General features: G+C 66.2%; 16 protein-coding genes. 10 read left to right on the forward strand and 6 right to left on the reverse strand.

Features of this window, described 5'->3' with window-relative positions:
* Window positions 1-96: 96 nt before the first annotated feature.
* A complete protein-coding gene (locus tag E8F06_RS16480) occupies window positions 97-846 on the reverse strand; it encodes a 3-oxoacyl-ACP reductase family protein (RefSeq protein ID WP_280369176.1) in 750 nt (249 codons plus the stop codon).
* 119 nt (window positions 847-965) lie between these two features.
* On the opposite strand from E8F06_RS16480, the gene E8F06_RS16485 reads away from it, so the two are divergent.
* Window positions 966-1,898: a LysR family transcriptional regulator gene (locus tag E8F06_RS16485; protein ID WP_280369178.1), complete on the forward strand. Its 933-nt coding sequence runs from the start codon at window positions 966-968 to the stop codon at window positions 1,896-1,898.
* A gap of 136 nt (window positions 1,899-2,034) precedes the next feature.
* Here E8F06_RS16485 and E8F06_RS16490 read toward each other — a convergent pair whose 3' ends face one another.
* Together E8F06_RS16490 and E8F06_RS16495 are read right to left on the reverse strand one after the other, a co-directional pair.
* Entirely contained in the window at window positions 2,035-3,309 is a 1,275-nt protein-coding gene (locus tag E8F06_RS16490) for a CynX/NimT family MFS transporter (RefSeq protein WP_280369180.1), read from the reverse strand.
* A gap of 28 nt (window positions 3,310-3,337) precedes the next feature.
* Window positions 3,338-3,988, reverse strand: coding sequence for a FadR/GntR family transcriptional regulator (locus E8F06_RS16495; protein WP_280369182.1), 651 nt, complete (start codon window positions 3,986-3,988; stop codon window positions 3,338-3,340).
* 178 nt (window positions 3,989-4,166) lie between these two features.
* Here E8F06_RS16495 and E8F06_RS16500 point away from each other — a divergent pair, with 178 nt between their 5' ends.
* A complete protein-coding gene (locus E8F06_RS16500; RefSeq protein WP_280369184.1) occupies window positions 4,167-4,409 on the forward strand; it encodes a hypothetical protein in 243 nt (80 codons plus the stop codon).
* Window positions 4,410-4,656: 247 nt separating this feature from the next.
* Here the strand turns inward: E8F06_RS16500 and dmeF are convergent, their stop codons facing one another.
* Complete coding sequence (dmeF, locus tag E8F06_RS16505; protein WP_280369186.1) at window positions 4,657-5,610, reverse strand: CDF family Co(II)/Ni(II) efflux transporter DmeF; 954 nt, start codon at window positions 5,608-5,610, stop codon at window positions 4,657-4,659.
* Between the two features lie 66 nt (window positions 5,611-5,676).
* Between dmeF and E8F06_RS16510 the strand changes: the two genes are divergently transcribed.
* Window positions 5,677-5,952: a metal/formaldehyde-sensitive transcriptional repressor gene (locus E8F06_RS16510; protein ID WP_190829954.1), complete on the forward strand. Its 276-nt coding sequence runs from the start codon at window positions 5,677-5,679 to the stop codon at window positions 5,950-5,952.
* Between the two features lie 161 nt (window positions 5,953-6,113).
* Here E8F06_RS16510 and E8F06_RS16515 read toward each other — a convergent pair whose 3' ends face one another.
* Window positions 6,114-6,746: a class I SAM-dependent methyltransferase gene (locus E8F06_RS16515; RefSeq protein WP_280369192.1), complete on the reverse strand. Its 633-nt coding sequence runs from the start codon at window positions 6,744-6,746 to the stop codon at window positions 6,114-6,116.
* A gap of 113 nt (window positions 6,747-6,859) precedes the next feature.
* Here E8F06_RS16515 and potE point away from each other — a divergent pair, with 113 nt between their 5' ends.
* The 5 genes from potE (at window position 6,860) to E8F06_RS16540 (ending at window position 11,287) form a co-directional block, all read left to right on the forward strand.
* Window positions 6,860-8,209 (forward strand): putrescine-ornithine antiporter, encoded by a 1,350-nt coding sequence (potE, locus tag E8F06_RS16520; RefSeq protein ID WP_280369194.1) that lies wholly within the window; start codon window positions 6,860-6,862, stop codon window positions 8,207-8,209.
* Window positions 8,206-9,102 (forward strand): amino acid ABC transporter substrate-binding protein, encoded by an 897-nt coding sequence (locus E8F06_RS16525; RefSeq protein ID WP_280369197.1) that lies wholly within the window; start codon window positions 8,206-8,208, stop codon window positions 9,100-9,102. Before potE ends, E8F06_RS16525 begins: the two co-directional genes overlap by 4 nt.
* 88 nt (window positions 9,103-9,190) lie before the next feature.
* On the forward strand, window positions 9,191-9,889 hold the full coding sequence (locus E8F06_RS16530; protein WP_280369200.1) for a 2OG-Fe(II) oxygenase: 699 nt from the start codon (window positions 9,191-9,193) through the stop codon (window positions 9,887-9,889).
* Between the two features lie 85 nt (window positions 9,890-9,974).
* Entirely contained in the window at window positions 9,975-11,039 is a 1,065-nt protein-coding gene (ada, locus tag E8F06_RS16535) for a bifunctional DNA-binding transcriptional regulator/O6-methylguanine-DNA methyltransferase Ada (protein WP_280369203.1), read from the forward strand.
* Window positions 11,036-11,287 (forward strand): Ada metal-binding domain-containing protein, encoded by a 252-nt coding sequence (locus E8F06_RS16540; protein ID WP_280369205.1) that lies wholly within the window; start codon window positions 11,036-11,038, stop codon window positions 11,285-11,287. Before ada ends, E8F06_RS16540 begins: the two co-directional genes overlap by 4 nt.
* A gap of 895 nt (window positions 11,288-12,182) precedes the next feature.
* On the opposite strand, the gene E8F06_RS16545 is transcribed toward E8F06_RS16540, so the two are convergent.
* Window positions 12,183-13,232 (reverse strand): Gfo/Idh/MocA family oxidoreductase, encoded by a 1,050-nt coding sequence (locus E8F06_RS16545; protein WP_280369207.1) that lies wholly within the window; start codon window positions 13,230-13,232, stop codon window positions 12,183-12,185.
* A gap of 75 nt (window positions 13,233-13,307) precedes the next feature.
* Between E8F06_RS16545 and E8F06_RS16550 the strand changes: the two genes are divergently transcribed.
* Window positions 13,308-14,252 (forward strand): LysR family transcriptional regulator, encoded by a 945-nt coding sequence (locus tag E8F06_RS16550; RefSeq protein ID WP_280369208.1) that lies wholly within the window; start codon window positions 13,308-13,310, stop codon window positions 14,250-14,252.
* 88 nt (window positions 14,253-14,340) lie between these two features.
* The gene (gene gltS / locus E8F06_RS16555; protein WP_280369211.1) at window positions 14,341-15,531 is read left to right on the forward strand and encodes a sodium/glutamate symporter; all 1,191 of its coding nucleotides are present in this window, start codon (window positions 14,341-14,343) and stop codon (window positions 15,529-15,531) included.

Consider the following 15,531-nt stretch of genomic DNA (forward strand, 5'->3'; position numbering starts at 1 on the left):
TCGTAGGAGCGAGCTCTGCTCGCGAAACCTCGCACGGACCGTTCGCGAGCAAGCTCGCTCCTACACGCCATCCTACGGGCGACCATCTGCCCGTCGTCAGGCCGAGAACCCGCCATCGATCGTCAGGTTCGCGCCGGTGATGTAGCCCGATTCCGGGCCGGCCAGGTAGGCCACGAAGCTGGCGATCTCCTCCGCCTTGCCATAGCGCGGCAGGGCCATGAGCTGCTTGAGGGAGTCGGCGAAATCGCCATCATCCGGGTTCATGTCGGTATCCACCGGGCCGGGCTGCACGTTGTTGACCGTGATGCCGCGCGGGCCGAGGTCGCGGGCCAGGCCCTTGGTGAAACCGGCCACCGCCGCCTTGCTCAGGGCATAGACCGAACCACCGGCGAAGGGCATGCGTTCGGCATTGGTGCTGCCGATGGTGATGATGCGGCCCCCCTCGCCCATCACACGGGCGGCTTCCTGGCTGGCGATCACCACGCTGCGTACGTTCACGTCCAGCGTGCGATCCAGGTCTTCGATGCGGAACTCTTCGATGGGCGCCACGGCCAGTACGCCGGCGTTGTTCACCAGGATGTCGAGACGGCCGAAGGTATCCACGGTATGGCGGATGGCAGCACGGATGGCCTGCTCGTCGCGGCTGTCGGCCTGGATGGCGATGGCGCGACCGCCTGCCGCTTCGATGGTCTGCACCACGTCCAGCGCACCAGCGGCGGAAGCGACGTAGGTCAGGGCGACGGATGCGCCGTCACGGGCCAGGCGCAGGGCAACGGCGGCACCGATGCCACGGGAACCGCCCTGGATGAATGCGACTTTGCCTTCGAGGGTTTTGCTGGTGCTCATTTGAGGTCTCCTGAAACGGGGAAGTGGGTGGAAGACGGCCCCAGTATTCACCTCGCATTCGCAACCGATAAGCTGGCAATCGCTATATTCAGTCGATACCAAAGGTTTATGGAGAGCCCATGGAAACCCTCAGCAGCATCGAGTGCTTCGTGCGCGCCGCCGAGGCTGGAAGCTTCGCCGAAGCCGCGCGGCGCTTGGGCCTGACGCCCGCAGCGGTGGGCAAGAACGTGGCTCGGCTGGAGTCCGGCCTGGGTGTGCGCCTGTTCCTGCGCAGCACCCGGCGCCTGACCCTGACCGAAGCGGGAGAGCGCTTCCTGGCGGAGGTGAGTGGCGGCCTGGCGACCATCCAGGGCGCCGTGGCCAATCTGGCCACCAGCCAGGGCCAGCCGGCGGGTACCCTCAAGGTGAGCATGGGCGTGGCCTTCGGCCGCGATTACATCCTGCCGCACCTGTCCGACTTCCTCGCCCGTTACCCGGCAATAGTCCCCGACTGGCACTTCGACAACCGCCCGGTGGACCTGATCGGCGAGGGTTTCGACGCGGCCATCGGCGGCGGTTTCGAGCTGCCGCCCGGGGTGATCGCCCGCCAACTGGCGCCGGGCCATCGGGTGCTGCTGGCGTCGAAGGACTATCTGGCCCGGCACGCGGCCATCGAATCACCGGACGACCTGGCCCGGCACGACGGCATCCTCATCCGCTCGCCCCAGACCGGCCGCGTGCGCAACTGGCCGCTGCGCACCCGCGACGACCGCCAAGCCACCTTCGAACTGAAGCTGCGCATGACCATGAGCGACCCGGAAGTGGCTTGCCATGCGGCGATGCAAGGGCTGGGCGTCACCCTGGTCAGTACCGTGCACGCCCTGCCCCACCTGCAACGCGAAACGCTGGAGCGGGTGCTGCCGGACTGGTACGTGGAGACCGGCAGCCTGTCCCTCTACTTCAGCGCACAGAAGCTGCTGCCGGCCAAGACCCGCGTGTTCATCGACTTCATCGTCGAACGCTTCCGCGAACAGAAGCTGGCGGAGAAATTCAGCGCCAACTGGCGGCCCTGATTGCACGGATGACCATCGTTGATGGGTATCGCTCCGCTCCACCCATCCTACAAAGCTGGGACAGCCCGTAGGATGCGGTAGAGCGAAGCGAAACCCATCAGCCAGGGTCGATGGGTTTCGCAAGTCGTAGGGACGGTCAGAGGTGTTCGCTCTTGGCCGCCACATGCAGGTTGCGCCCGGCACCGAGGCCGAACGCCGTGGCGGCCAGGCTGATCACCACGAAGATGATCCCCACCGCACTCCAACCCTCTGTCAGGTCGTGCACCACGCCCACCATCAGCGGACCCATGGCGGCCAGGGTGTAACCCACGCCCTGGGCCATGCCGGAAAGGTTGGCGGCCACGTGGGCATCCCGCGAGCGCAGCACGATCAGGGCCAGGGCAATGCTGAAGGTGCCGCCCTGTCCCAGGCCGAGCACCACGGCCCAGCCCCAGATACTGGATAGCGGCGCATAGAGCATGCCCAGCAGGCCAGCCAGGGTCAGGCCCATCACCAGCACCACGGCAGCGCGCTGGTCGCGGCCGCGGGTAGCCAGCCAGGGCGCGCCAAGGGCGCTGATCAGTTGCACCATCACCGACCCGGATAGCACCAGGCCCGCCTGCACTGCACTCAGCCCACGGTCGATCAGGATCGACGGCAACCAACCAAACACGATGTAAGCCAGGGAGGATTGCAGGCCCATGTAGAGGGTCACCTGCCAGGCCAGCGGGTCGCGCCACAGGCCAGTCACCTTGTAGACCTGGCGGTGGGCGTGCTGGGCCTGGCGGGTCTGGGGCAGCCAGATCAGCGCGGCGAGGATGGCCGGCAATGCCCAGAAGGCCAGCGCCGGCTGCCAGGCACGGTCCATCAGCTCGGCCAGCGGTACCGTTGCGCCGGCGGCCAGCGCCGCGCCCAGGCACAGGGCCATGGTGTAGACACCGGTCATCAGCCCGGCGATATGGGGGAAGTCGCGTTTGACGATGCCCGGCAGCAGCACGCCGATGATGCCGATGCTCGCCCCCGCCACCAGACTGCCGAAAAACAGCCCCGCCACTGGGAACAAGCTGCGCAGCACGATGCCGCCAGCCAGGGTGAGGAGGATCAGCAGCACCGTGCGCTCGCTGCCCAGACGCCGCGCCAGGATAGGCGCCAGCGGCGCGAACAGGCCGAGGCAAAGCACCGGCAAGGTGGTCAGCAGGCCAGCGCCGGTGGCCGACAGGCCCGTGGCCTCACGCACCATGTTCAGCATCGGCGCCAGGCTGGACAGCGCCGGGCGCAGGTTCAGCGCCACCATCACCAATCCCACCAGCAGCAGCCAGGAACTGCCTCGCAGCACATGGGGTTGGGGTTCGTCGTCGGCTTCGGCGTCGATCAGCAGCTCTTCCGGCGGGCAGGCCGGCTTGGGGTCATCCATGGGGTTCGGGGCGTTCATGCAAGGCAGCTCCAATAAGGGGGCAAGGTCAGATCAGCAACGCACGGTTGGCCGCTGCGGCGGCGTCCGCGTCTTGTCGTTCGATGGCGTCGAGCAGGTCACGGTGCAGGTCGAAACTCGGCTGCGGCCGTTCGGGGTCGGAGATGGTGCGCTCCAGGCCAACGCGGATCACCTGGGAGAAGTAGCGATACAGCTGGCTCAGCACCGGGTTGTGGGCGCTGTCCACCACCCGCTGGTGGAAAGCCAGGTCGTGGACGATGTAGTCGTCGATGTTCTCGTAGCCGGAACGTGCGGCGGACGCGGCCAGGGCCACGCGCAAATCCGCCAGGTCCGCTTCGGTACGACGCAGGGCCGCCAGCCGGGAGGCCTCGACCTCGATCATTCCGCGCGCCTCCAGTGCCTGCTCCACCGAGCTGCGAGCCAACGCCTGCATGGTGGAAAGCGGGTCGGCGCAGGCGCGCACGTAAGTGCCGTCGCCCTGACGCACTTCCAGCACGCCGGAGAAGGTCAGCACCCGAACCGCCTCGCGCACGGTGTTGCGGCTGATGCCGATGATCTCGGCCAGTTCGGGTTCGGGTGGCAGTCGCTGGCCCAGGGGCCAGGTGCCGTTGTCGATGCGCTGACGGATCTGCTCCAGGGCGATATCCACCAGGGAGCGCTTGAGGGCGGGAGCGGACATGGCAAACATCCAATCATCCGATGAATTTGAGAAGGCAAAGGTTAGTCTGCTCACTATCTCCCTGCAATCGCGGCATCCTTGCGGTTGAGGCAATAGTCATTATCTACGGGGATGATTTTTCCCCCTCCCGGTCGGTTGGTAGCCTGCACGCACTCACCAATACACACCGGGGACACCCATGAAACACGCACACATCCTTGCGCTGTCCGTAATGGCGCTGATCCTCGCCGGCTGTGCCAGCCAACCGGAACCCGAGCAACGCCCCTACACCGACGCCGAGGTGAAGCAATTCGCCCTGGAGATGCTCAGCCGCGCCGGCCTGCCCTACGACGACTACGAGAAAGTCCGTCAGGCCATCATCCACCCCAAGGTGCCCGAGGCGGGGAAAGACCTGCCCAAGGAACTGCCACGCAAGGGTTGATGCCTTCACCGAGCCCGACCGGGCTCACTGTGGGGGCGATCTCAATCGCTTAGCGGGTCGACGACCTGCCCTCGCAAAAACGCCGCACTCACAAGGTGCGGCGTTTCTTCTTTCAGACAGTTAGTCGGTATTGCCATATGCAGGCCCGTAGGATGCGGTAGAGCGAAGCGAAACCCATCAGCGGAGGTCGATGCATCTCGCAAGCTCAACCCATTCTGCGAGGTGCTCATCCGCACAGTCCCAGTGATCAGGCTGGCAACGACGCCCCCAGCCGATTGATTTCCACCGTCACATGCGCCAGTTCCTCATGGATGGCGAGTGCCTGCCGCACGCTGTCGGCGTCGATCGTCCCCGTCGTGGCCAGGGTGAGGACACAGGCGTAGCTGTCCTTGCTGACCCGCCAGACATGCAGGTCGGTGATGGTGGGAGCCGTCGGCAGCGCCTCAATCACCTCGCGGATTTCTTCGACCACCGGTGCATCCATCTCCGCATCCAGCAGCACCCGGGCGCTATCCCTCAGCAACCCCTTGGCCCAGCGCGCCACCAGCACGGCGCCCACCAGGCCCATTACCGGGTCGAGCCAGGCCGCGCCCCAGAACTTGCCGGCCAACAGGGCAACGATGACGAGCACCGAAGTCGCGGCATCGGCGACCACGTGCAAGTAGGCCGAACGCAGGTTGAGGTCGTGGTGATGGTGGTGGTCATGATGGTGATGGGCGTGCCCGTGACCATGATCGTGGTGATGGTGGTCACCGCGCAGCAGCCAGGCACAGAGCAGGTTCACCACCAGCCCCAGTACCGCGATGGCAATGGCTTCGTCATAGTGGATCGGCCCCGGCGACAGCAGACGCTCCACCGACTGGAACACCATCAGGCCCGCCACCCCCAACAGCAGGATGGCGCTGGAATAACCGCCCAGTATCTCCACCTTCCAGGTCCCGAAGGCGAAACGCCGGTCATGGGCCAGCTTGCGCGCAGCGGCATAGGCGAACAGCGAAAGGCCGAGCGCCAGCGCGTGGGAGCTCATGTGCCAGCCATCGGCCAGCAGCGCCATGGAGTTGAAGTACCAGCCCCCGGCAATCTCGGCCAGCATCATCACCGCGGTAATCCACATCGCCAGGCGCGTCTTGCGCTCCGCCGACAGGTTGCTCTGGTGGAATTGGTGGGAGTGCACCCAGTGTTCCGGGTTGCGCGTGGTCATGGCTATCATGCTCCAGAAAAATCGCTCGCATACTATACCCCAGTATACCTACCAAGGAGAAAAGCCATGGCGCATACGCTCAAAGGCAAGAAGCAGCTGCTGACGCGGATACGCAAGATCAAGGGACAGGCCAGCGCCCTGGAAAGCGCGCTGGAGCAGGAAGGTGACTGCCTGGCGATCCTTCAGCAGATCGCGGCGATCCGTGGTGCGGTGAACGGCCTGATGGCCGAAGTGATGGAGGGGCACATCCGCGACCACCTGGGGGCCGAAGATCTGAGCGCCGAAGCGCGTCGGGCTGAGGTGGACCAGATCGCCACCTTGCTGCGTTCGTATATGAAGTAGCCGAAGCCACTCAGGAGGGTCGTTGCGCTGCCGCACGGGGTACGCCCCTGCCACTTGGCTAACCGTGGGGTGCGCCTCGCGCACCGATTCCAAGGTCAACCCACCGCCGCAAATCGCCGGTGCGCGCAGCGCACCCTACCGGCTCGGCCTCGGCAACACTCTTACGAGGCGCGTTTTCGCCACACACTCGCCAGCCAGGGCTGCTGCTCCCGTGGCAGGCCGGCTGGGCGGTAATAGTGTTCCAGGGCGTCGAAGCCAGCCGCTTCCAGCAGTGCCTTCCAGCTCTCGTAGTCGTGCCAGGAGCCGTAGCGGCTACCGTTCCAGCCTTCGTCGTTCTTGCCACGGGGGTTGGAGCTGAAGAGCACGCCGCCGGGCTTCAGGGTGTCGCAGAGCTGGCGCAGGACGCGGGGCAGTTCCTGGCGCGGGACGTGGAACAGGCTGGCGTTGGCGAAGATGCCGTCGAAGCGCCCAGCCGGCAGGTCGAGGTTGAGGAAATCCTGATGCCAGACCTCGCAGCCGGAGTCGGCGCGAGCCATGGCGACGAAGCTTTCCGCGCCGTCCAGGCCGATGGCCTTGTGGCCCAGCCGGGTGAAGGTAGCGAGGTCGCGACCGGGGCCACAGCCGAAGTCGAGGATGGTGAACGGCACCTCGCCCCGGATATGCCGCAGCAGCGCCTCGATGTTCTGGCTCACGTCGTGGTCGCGGGTGCCTTCACGGAATCCTTCGGCGTTGCGGTTGTAGTCGTCGAGGGTGGTGGAGGTGATGCTGGCGAGGTCTTCGGGGTGCAGGGGCATGGGCTGCTCTGTGCGGTATGTTGCAGGAAGGTGAATTCTACGCCTGGCATTGCGGCAGCAACGCCGGACGCCGCCTATCTTTCTGGAGATGTTTTCCCAAGAAGGATTCGGACATGACGGCTTCCGGCAAGAAAATGGGCCTTACCGGGCTCACGACCCTGGTGGCGGTGAACATGATGGGCTCGGGCATCATCATGCTGCCCTCCAGCATGGCGCAGCTGGGGGCAATCTCCCTGTTGTCCTGGGTGATCACCGCGATCGGTTCCATGGCCATCGCCTACTGCTTCGCCCAGTGCGGTATCTTCTGCACACGTTCGGGCGGGATGTCCGCCTACACGGAAGAAGCCCACGGCAAGTCGGCCTTCTTCCTCTGCTCCTATCTCTATTTCCTCTCCCTGGCCATCGGCAACGTGGCGATCGCCATTTCCGCCGTGGGCTATCTCACGCCCTTCATCCCCTGGCTGGGCAGCGGCGCCATACCGCTGTTCGTTGGCGCCGTGGTGCTCATCTGGCTGACCACCCTGGCCAACTTCGGCGGCCCGAAGATCACCGGGCATATCGGCTCGATCACCGTCTGGGGCGTGATCATCCCGGTGGCCGGGCTCTCGGTGATTGGCTGGTTCTGGTTCGACTCCAATATCTTTGCCGCCGCCTGGAACCCTAATGGCATCTCCACCAATGACGCCATCACCCAGAGCATTCCGCTCACCCTCTGGGCGTTCCTCGGCATGGAATCGGCGGCGCAGAACTCCGACGCCGTGGAAAACCCCAAGCGCAACGTGCCGCTGGCCTGCCTGCTGGGCACCCTGGGCGCGGCGGTGATCTACGTGCTGTCCACCTCGGTGATCATGGGCATCGTGCCCAACCCCGAGCTGGCCAACTCCAGCGCGCCCTTTGCCTTTGTCTACGCGAAAATGTTCAACCCGCTGGTGGGCAACGTGATCATGGCGCTGGCGGTGATGGCCTGCGTCGGTTCGCTGCTGGGCTGGCAGTTCACCCTGGCGCAGACCGCCAAGGTCACCGCCGACCAGCACATGTTCCCGGCGCTGTTCGCCAAGGTCACCCTGCTGGGCGCGCCCATCGCCGGGCTGGTGGCCAACGCCTTACTGCAGAGCGCCATGGCGGTGTCGACCATCTCGCCCAATGCCTCGGAACAGTTCGGCAAGCTGGTGAGCCTGGCGGCGGTGACCAACATCGTCCCCTACATCACCTCGCTCTCGGCGCTGCTGGTGATCATGCAGAAAGCCGGGGTGACGGGTTACCCACACCACCGCAACGTCGTGGTGTTGCTCATCGCCATGGCCTACAGCTTCTACGCGCTCTATGCCTCCGGGACCGAGGCGGTGTTCGGCGGCATGATCGTCACCGCGGTGGGCTACCTGATGTTCGGCTACATCGCCGACCGCTTCCTCGAAGAACGCGCCGCAAATGCCCGCGCCCTTGGCCTGGAGGACAACGCATGAGCCCGAAAGCGCTGGCCTCGCTGCCTCTGTTGCTGACCCTGCTGCTGCCGTCGCTGGCCCCGGCCCAGACCCTGGACCGCATCCGCGCCAGCGGCACCTTCACCCTAGGCTACCTGCCGGACCAGCCGCCGTTCTCGTCCGCCGAGGGCGAAGGCGCATCCGGCTACACGATCGACCTCTGCCAGAAGGTCGCCGACCAGATCCGCAGCCAGCCAGGGCTGGCCTCGCTCAAGGTGCGCTTCGTGCCCCTGGCGCCAAACAAGGCGCTGGGCGTGGTGCGTGACGGCGGCGTGGACCTGCTCTGCAGCCCCATGGCGGAAACCCTGAAGCGTCGCCAAAGCGTGTCCTTCTCCCTGCCGGTGTACACCGCCGGAATCGGCGTCGTGGTGCGCAAGGACGCGCCTGTTTCCCTGGTGAAGGTGCTCAATGGCGAGGTGGAGCAGACCGGCCCCACCTGGCGCGCCACCCTCAATCGCGGCCTGGCCGCCCATACCTTCGCGGTACAGAGCGGTTCGGTAGTGGAAGACTGGGCGCGGGAAAAACTGCGCCTGCTGAAGGTGCTGGTCAGCCTGGAAACCGTGGCCAGCCCGGTGGAAGGTGTGGCACAGGTAGCCGACGGCAAGGTGGACGCCTTCTTCGCCAGCCAGATGATGCTGCGCAGTCTGGTGGCACGGGACACCGCCAACACCAACCTGATGGTGCTGGACCGGCGCTTCGAGTTCTCGCCGGTGGCCCTGGCGCTGGCCCGTGACGACGAGGACTTTCGCCTGGTGGTGGACACCGCGCTGAGCCAGGTCTATCGATCCGGCGCCATCGTGCCGCTCTACAGCAAGTACTTCGGCGCTCCCAGCGAACTGGACCAGACCCTGTTCAAGGTGTATTCGCGTCCCTGAGGGCGGCGAATTCGAGCGCAAGCGACGGAGTGCCCCGGCGCTTGCGCCCGCCTATGCTCGGCGCCCACCACAGAACAGGGGCACGGACATGAAAGCCATCGACAACCTGGACTGGCCACGCATCGAGGCGGACCTCGACCGCGATGGCTGGGCCCTGGTCCGCCAGTTGCTGGACCCGCGTGAATGCGCGGCGCTGGCCGACCTGTATGGCGACCAGGAGCGCTTCCGCTCGCGCATCCGCATGGCCAACCACGGTTACGGCCAGGGCGAATACCAGTACTTCGACTACCCGCTGCCGCCGCTGGTAGCCGCCCTGCGTACCCGCCTCTATCCGCACCTGGCGCCGCTGGCCAACCTCTGGCATGAGCGCCTGGGCCTGGACGGCAGCTTTCCCGCCGAACACGCCGATTTCCTCCAGCGCTGCCACGCCGCCGGCCAGCTGCGCCCTACCCCGCTGCTGCTGCGCTATGTCGAAGGCGACTACAACTGCCTGCACCAGGACCTCTACGGCGAGCAAGTCTTCCCGATGCAACTGGCGGTGCTGCTGTCCGAGCCTGGCCACGACTTCGAGGGCGGCGAGTTCGTCATCACCGAGCAACGCCCGCGCATGCAATCGCGGGTGCAGGTGGTGCCGCTGGGCCTCGGCGACGGCGTGCTATTCGCGGTGAACTTCCGCCCGGCTCAGGGCCTGCGCGGCTACCACAGGGTCCGCCTGCGCCACGGCGTCAGCCAGCTGCGGGCCGGCAGGCGGCATACCCTGGGGGTGATTTTCCATGACGCGCTCTGAACGAATTCGACCGCAAGAGTCAGGATGCACGCCCCCGACCGGCCGCATACTCTCTGCCATGACCGAACAGAAAGCGGAGAGCGCCATGAAGCCCGCAGCCATGACCGCCATCGAACAGGACCCGCGCTGGGCCGCCGTGCAGGCACGGGACCCGGCCGCCGACCGGCAGTTCGTCTACGCGGTGAAGACCACCGGCATCTACTGCCGCCCCAGCAGCCCGACCCGCCTGCCGCGTCCGGAGAACGTGGAGTTCTTCGACAGCGCCGAGCAGGCCGAAGCCGCCGGCTACCGCCCCAGCCGCCGCGCCGCCGCCAGCATGACCCACGTGGCCGAGCAGCACGCGGCGCTGGTTTCAGCCGCCTGCCGGCAGATCGAAATCGCCGAGGAACTGCCCGGCCTGGAGGCCCTGGCCGAATCGGCAGGCATGAGCGCTTCTCATTTCCACCGGGTGTTCAAGGCAGTCACCGGATTGACTCCCAAGGCCTACGCCCGAGCCCGCCGCGCCCGTAAGGTGCGCGACCAGCTCGGCCCGGGCGCCTCGGTGACGGAGGTGATCTACGACGCCGGCTTCAATTCCAACAGCCGCTTCTACGCCGACTCGGCCCAGGTGCTGGGCATGAAGCCGGCCGACTACCGCGCCGGCGGCGCCAACAACGAGATCCGCTTCGCCCTGGGCGAATGCTCCCTGGGCCACTTCCTGGTGGCGCAGAGCGGCGTCGGTGTTTGCGCCATCCTCCTGGGCGACGACCCGGATGCGCTGTTGCGGGACCTGCAGGACAAGTTCCCCCGCGCGCGCCTGATCGGTGGCGACAGCGACTTCGAGCAACTGGTGGCCAAGGTCATCGGCTTCATCGAAGCACCCAGGCTGGGCCTGGACCTGCCGCTGGACGTACGCGGTACGGCCTTCCAGGAACGGGTCTGGCAGGCCCTGCGGGAAATTCCGCCGGGCAGCACCGCGAGCTACGCGGAAATCGCCGAGCGCATCGGCTCACCCCGCGCCGTACGCGCCGTGGCCCAGGCCTGCGCGGCCAACAGCCTGGCGGTGGCCATCCCCTGCCACCGCGTGATCCGCAGCGACGGCAACCTCTCCGGCTACCGCTGGGGCGTGGAACGCAAACGCCGCCTGCTGGAGCTCGAGGCCGAGAGGTGAAAACCTGGACCCTGCTGGGAGTGGACGGGAAACCATACGCCAGCCCCGCTCCCGGAACACTGGGTGGCCACCGCAAGTCGCACATATACGGCCGCCTCGACTGCCCCACCGCCCTGCGCGCCATCGCGCGGGGCGGCTATGTGAGGGAGCGGGTGTTCTTTCTCGATGAAGCCACCGCGCAGGCGGCGGGGTATCGGCCTTGTGCGCGGTGTATGAGGGAGGCGTACCGGGAGTGGAAGGCAACCTGACTTGTAGGGGCGAATTCATTCGCTAAGCAGGCCGAAGGTCTGCCCTGCGAACTCCGCAAGGGGACAGCGGCGCCGCCCTTAGCAATTGAAATCGCCCCCACAACAAAACGATCCCCTCCCGCGTCGCCCGATGGCAGGTTCTGAGCACCCTGTGGGGGCGAATTCATTCGCCAAGCAGGCCGAAGATCTGCCCTGCGAACTCCACAAGGGGCAGCTGCGCCGCCCTTGGCGATTGAAATCGCCCCCACAAAAGAGCGATCCCCTTCCGCGTCGCCCGATGGCAGGTTCTGAGCACCCTGTAGGGGCGAATTCATTCGCCAAGCAGGCAGAAGGTCTGCCCTGCGAACTCCGCAAGGGGGCAGCTGCGCTGCCCTTGGCGATTGAAATCGCCCCCACAAACAAGCGATCCCCTCCCGCGTCACCCGATGGCAGGTTCTGAGCACCCTGTGAGGGCGAATTCATTCGCTAAGCAGGCCGAAGGTCTGCCCTGCGAACTCCGCAAGGGGCAGCTGCGCCGCCCTTGGCGATTGAAATCGCCCCCACAAGAAAGCGATCCACCTACTTCGCGACCATTACCCGCAGACTCCCAACGCCCTGTGGGGGCGAATTCATTCGCCAAGCAGGCCGAAGGTCTGCCCTGCGAACTCCACAAGGGGGCAGCTGCGCCGCCCTTGCCGATTGAAATCGCCCCCACAAACGAGCGATCCCCTCCCGCGTCCCTCGATGGCAGGTTCTGAGCACCCTGTGGGGGCGAATTCATTCGCCAAGCAGGCAGAAGGTCTGCCCTGCGAACTCCGCAAGGGGCAGCTGCGCCGCCGTTGGCGATTGAAATCGCCCCCACAACAAAACGATCCCCTCCCGCGTCGCCCGATGGCAGGTTCTGAGCACCCATAAACTACTGCGCGACCACCACTGTTCCACCTTCCCGCGCCGCCTGGGCGATGGCTTCGACCACCCGCAGGTTCTGCAGGCCGTCGCGCACGCTCACCAACGGCTCCGCCTCACCACGGATGACCTGGCAGAAATGCTCCAGCTGCCGTGCCAGCGGGTCTTCGCGCACCAAATCGGCCACCTCGCAGCTGAACGGCTTCCACCAGGAGCGATCCTCCGGCTGGTCGTAGCACTTCAGGCGCATGGTGGGCACGGCCAGGGAACCGCCGGTACCGGCGATGAGATAGCAGTCTTCGTCGTCGTAGCTCGGGTAGTCGCGGTTCTCCTGCGACGTCTGCTCCCAGCTGCGGGCCGAGGCGGCGGTGTCGGAGAGCAGGAAGCTGCCCAGGGCGCCGCTGGCGAAGCGCAGGTTGATGGACACCGTGTCCTCCACCGGAAACCCCCGAGTGACACTGGAGGCCAGGGCCTGTACGGCAACTATCTCGCCGCACAGCGAGCGCAGGTTGCCGATTTCGTGGATCAGGTTGATCAGCACCGGTCCGCCACCCGCCTGGCGGCGCCAGGGCGCGGCGTCGAAGTAGTCGTCCGGCTTGTAGAACAGCGCGCTGCCCATCACTGCCACCAGGTTGCCCAGGCGCCCCTCGCGGATGATCGCCCGCGCCCGTTCCAGGATCGGGCTGTGCGCACGGTGGTGGCCCACCAATAGCGGCACCTTCGAGCCTTGTGCAGCCGCCAGCAGGCGCTCGCCTGCTTCCAGCGTGTGGGCCACCGGTTTTTCTATCAGCGCCGGCACGCCCGCTTGCAGGCAGGTCAGTGCCTGCTCCACATGCAGCTGATTGGGCGTGGCGAGGATGATGCCGTCAGGGCGTCCGGCTTCGAACAGCGCCTCCAGCGAGGGGAACAGCGGCAGGCCGGCGCGCTGTGCCACGGCTTCGGCGGAGGGAGCCGGGTCTACCAGGGCGACGGGGTCGCAGGAGGCGCTGGCCTGGAGGAGTTCGAGGTGGCGCTGGCCGATCAGGCCGGCACCGGCAATGGCGATGCGGAGGCTGCTCATGTCGTTCGATCGATTCCGGTGTGGGAAGGTCGATCGAGAGACTAATATTCACTATCCAACCAATAATCAGCCTCCATGAAAAATCAGAATGCGCTTTTAGCGAATAATGATCCCTTCCTCCGCGACCTCCTGCTGTTCTGCACCGTGGCGCGGCGCTCCAGCTTCGTCGCCGGCGCGACCGAGCTGGGCATCTCACCGGCCCATGTCAGCAAACGCATCGCGATGCTGGAGGAATCCCTCGGGGTCAAGCTGTTCAACCGCACCACGCGGCGGGTGAACATCACCGCCGATGGCGAGGCGGCCTTCCTCTGGGCGCAGAAAATCCTCGAAGACGTGGAAGGCATGGTGGAGGCGCTCTCGGGCCTGAAGGGCGAACCGCGTGGCGTGCTGCGCCTCGCCACCAGTCTGCGTCTGGGGCGGGACTATGTGTCGCCGGTGCTGTCGCTGCTGCGCCAGCGCCATCCAGGGCTGGAAGTCTGGCTGGAACTGCTGGACCGGCGGGTGGACCTGATCGGCGAGAACTTCGACATCGACCTGCGCGTGGGTGAGGTGCACGAGCCGCACCTGATCGCCCACAAGATCGCCGAGAGCTACCGCATGCTCTGCGCCGCGCCGTCCTACCTGGCCCGACGCGGGCAGCCGCGAACTCTGGCGGACCTGGCGCAACACGACTGCCTGCTGTTCCGCGAGCGCGAGCTGGGGTTCGGCGTCTGGCGCCTGTCCGGTCCGAATGGCGAGGAAACGGTGAAGGTCACCGGCCCCATGGCCTCCAATCACAGTGACGTGGTGCGCCAGTGGGCCCACGAGGGCCACGGGGTGATCATGGCCTCGGTCTGGGATGCAGCCCCGAGCATCCGCGCCGGCAAGCTGGTGCGCGTGCTGCCGGCCTACCAGCAAAGCGCCGATGTCTGGGCGGTGACGGCCGCGCGGGCCTCGGGTTCGGCCAAGGTGAAACTCTGCATCGACTTCCTCAAGGAGCAGCTCGCCGAGGGGCCCCACGCGCTGGACACCCGCCTCTGAGCGGGTCGACAAGCCCGCCATCCTTGGCTAGACCTCCAGGCATGTGGTCCCGCCTGTTGCGGGGCAGTCCCTGGCAGGAAGCACCGACGTGACGCTGAGTCCCCTGGATACCCTTCTCCTGGCCGCCCTCGCCCTGCTGCTCGGGCGCCTGGTCAACCGCCTGATCCCCTTGCTGTCGCGCTATAACATCCCCGAACCCATCACTGGCGGGCTGCTGTTCGCCATCGCCCTGGCCATCGCCGGCGCTGTGAGCGACTTCAGCGTGGAGTTCGACACCACCATGAAACCCGCCCTGCTGCTGGCATTCTTCTCCGCAGTGGGGCTGTCGGCAGACCTGGCCATGCTCAAGCACGGCGGCAAGCGCCTGTTGATGTTCGTCATCGCCCTGATCCCCTTCCTGTTCCTGCAGAACATTCTCGGCATTCTGGTCGCCTGGGGCCTGGACATGCACCCGCTGATGGGCCTGGTGGGCGGCACCATCACTCTGGTCGGCGGTCATGGCACCGGGGCGGCCTACGCCGAGCGCTTCGCCGAGGTGAACAACCTGCAGGCGATCATGGAGCTGTCGATGACTTCCGCCACGCTTGGCCTGGTGGCCGGCGGCATCATCGGCGGACCACTGGCGCAGTGGCTGATCAAGCGCCACCAGCTGGCGGGCAACGTCCCCACCGGCGAGCACCACGAGATCACCGGCGAAATGGCTCCGCCGGTTACCGCGAGCAACTTCCTCAATGTTCTGGCGGCCACCATGGCGGCCCTGGTGGGCGGTCAGTTCCTGGCGGGGATGTTCGGCGAAGGCGCCGTGACCCTGCCGAGCTTTCTCTGGTGCCTGCTGCTGGGCGTGCTGATCCGCAACGTCCTGCCAGTGGTGGGCGTGCGGCTGAACGACGGCGCCATCGACCTGATGGCGTCGGTCACCCTGTCGCTGTTCCTGGTAATCACCATGATGGCGCTGAGCCTCGGCCACGTAGCCAGCGTGGCCGGGCCGCTGCTGGTGATGCTGATTGCCCAGTCAGCCCTGGCCATGGTCTACGGCGCCTGGGTGGTCTACCGCTACACCGGCCGCGACTACGAAAGCGCTGTGCTCTCGGCGGCCTTCTGCGGCTTTGCCATTGGCGCCACGGCCACCGCTGTCGCCAACATGCAGGCCATCGCCCACAAGTACGGCCCGGCCCCGGAGGCCTTCATCGTCGCGCCGCTGGTGGGCGCCTTCCTGATCGATCTGCTCAACGCACTGGTACTCACGGGCTTTCTCGCATTGCCGGGAATGGGAGGTTGA

This window comes from Pseudomonas sp. BN411 (assembly GCF_029871235.1).
In the GTDB taxonomy this organism is placed as follows: Bacteria; Pseudomonadota; Gammaproteobacteria; order Pseudomonadales; family Pseudomonadaceae; genus Metapseudomonas.

What these genes read in the sequence shown, in the direction of transcription:
- E8F06_RS16480 (WP_280369176.1), bottom strand. Translation starts at nt 846, where the DNA reads ATGAGCACCAGCAAAACCCTCGAAGGCAAAGTCGCATTCATCCAGGGC.
- E8F06_RS16485 (WP_280369178.1), top strand. Translation starts at nt 966, where the DNA reads ATGGAAACCCTCAGCAGCATCGAGTGCTTCGTGCGCGCCGCCGAGGCT.
- E8F06_RS16490 (WP_280369180.1), bottom strand. Translation starts at nt 3,309, where the DNA reads ATGAACGCCCCGAACCCCATGGATGACCCCAAGCCGGCCTGCCCGCCG.
- E8F06_RS16495 (WP_280369182.1), bottom strand. Translation starts at nt 3,988, where the DNA reads ATGTCCGCTCCCGCCCTCAAGCGCTCCCTGGTGGATATCGCCCTGGAG.
- E8F06_RS16500 (WP_280369184.1), top strand. Translation starts at nt 4,167, where the DNA reads ATGAAACACGCACACATCCTTGCGCTGTCCGTAATGGCGCTGATCCTC.
- dmeF (WP_280369186.1), bottom strand. Translation starts at nt 5,610, where the DNA reads ATGACCACGCGCAACCCGGAACACTGGGTGCACTCCCACCAATTCCAC.
- E8F06_RS16510 (WP_190829954.1), top strand. Translation starts at nt 5,677, where the DNA reads ATGGCGCATACGCTCAAAGGCAAGAAGCAGCTGCTGACGCGGATACGC.
- E8F06_RS16515 (WP_280369192.1), bottom strand. Translation starts at nt 6,746, where the DNA reads ATGCCCCTGCACCCCGAAGACCTCGCCAGCATCACCTCCACCACCCTC.
- potE (WP_280369194.1), top strand. Translation starts at nt 6,860, where the DNA reads ATGACGGCTTCCGGCAAGAAAATGGGCCTTACCGGGCTCACGACCCTG.
- E8F06_RS16525 (WP_280369197.1), top strand. Translation starts at nt 8,206, where the DNA reads ATGAGCCCGAAAGCGCTGGCCTCGCTGCCTCTGTTGCTGACCCTGCTG.
- E8F06_RS16530 (WP_280369200.1), top strand. Translation starts at nt 9,191, where the DNA reads ATGAAAGCCATCGACAACCTGGACTGGCCACGCATCGAGGCGGACCTC.
- ada (WP_280369203.1), top strand. Translation starts at nt 9,975, where the DNA reads ATGAAGCCCGCAGCCATGACCGCCATCGAACAGGACCCGCGCTGGGCC.
- E8F06_RS16545 (WP_280369207.1), bottom strand. Translation starts at nt 13,232, where the DNA reads ATGAGCAGCCTCCGCATCGCCATTGCCGGTGCCGGCCTGATCGGCCAG.
- E8F06_RS16550 (WP_280369208.1), top strand. Translation starts at nt 13,308, where the DNA reads ATGAAAAATCAGAATGCGCTTTTAGCGAATAATGATCCCTTCCTCCGC.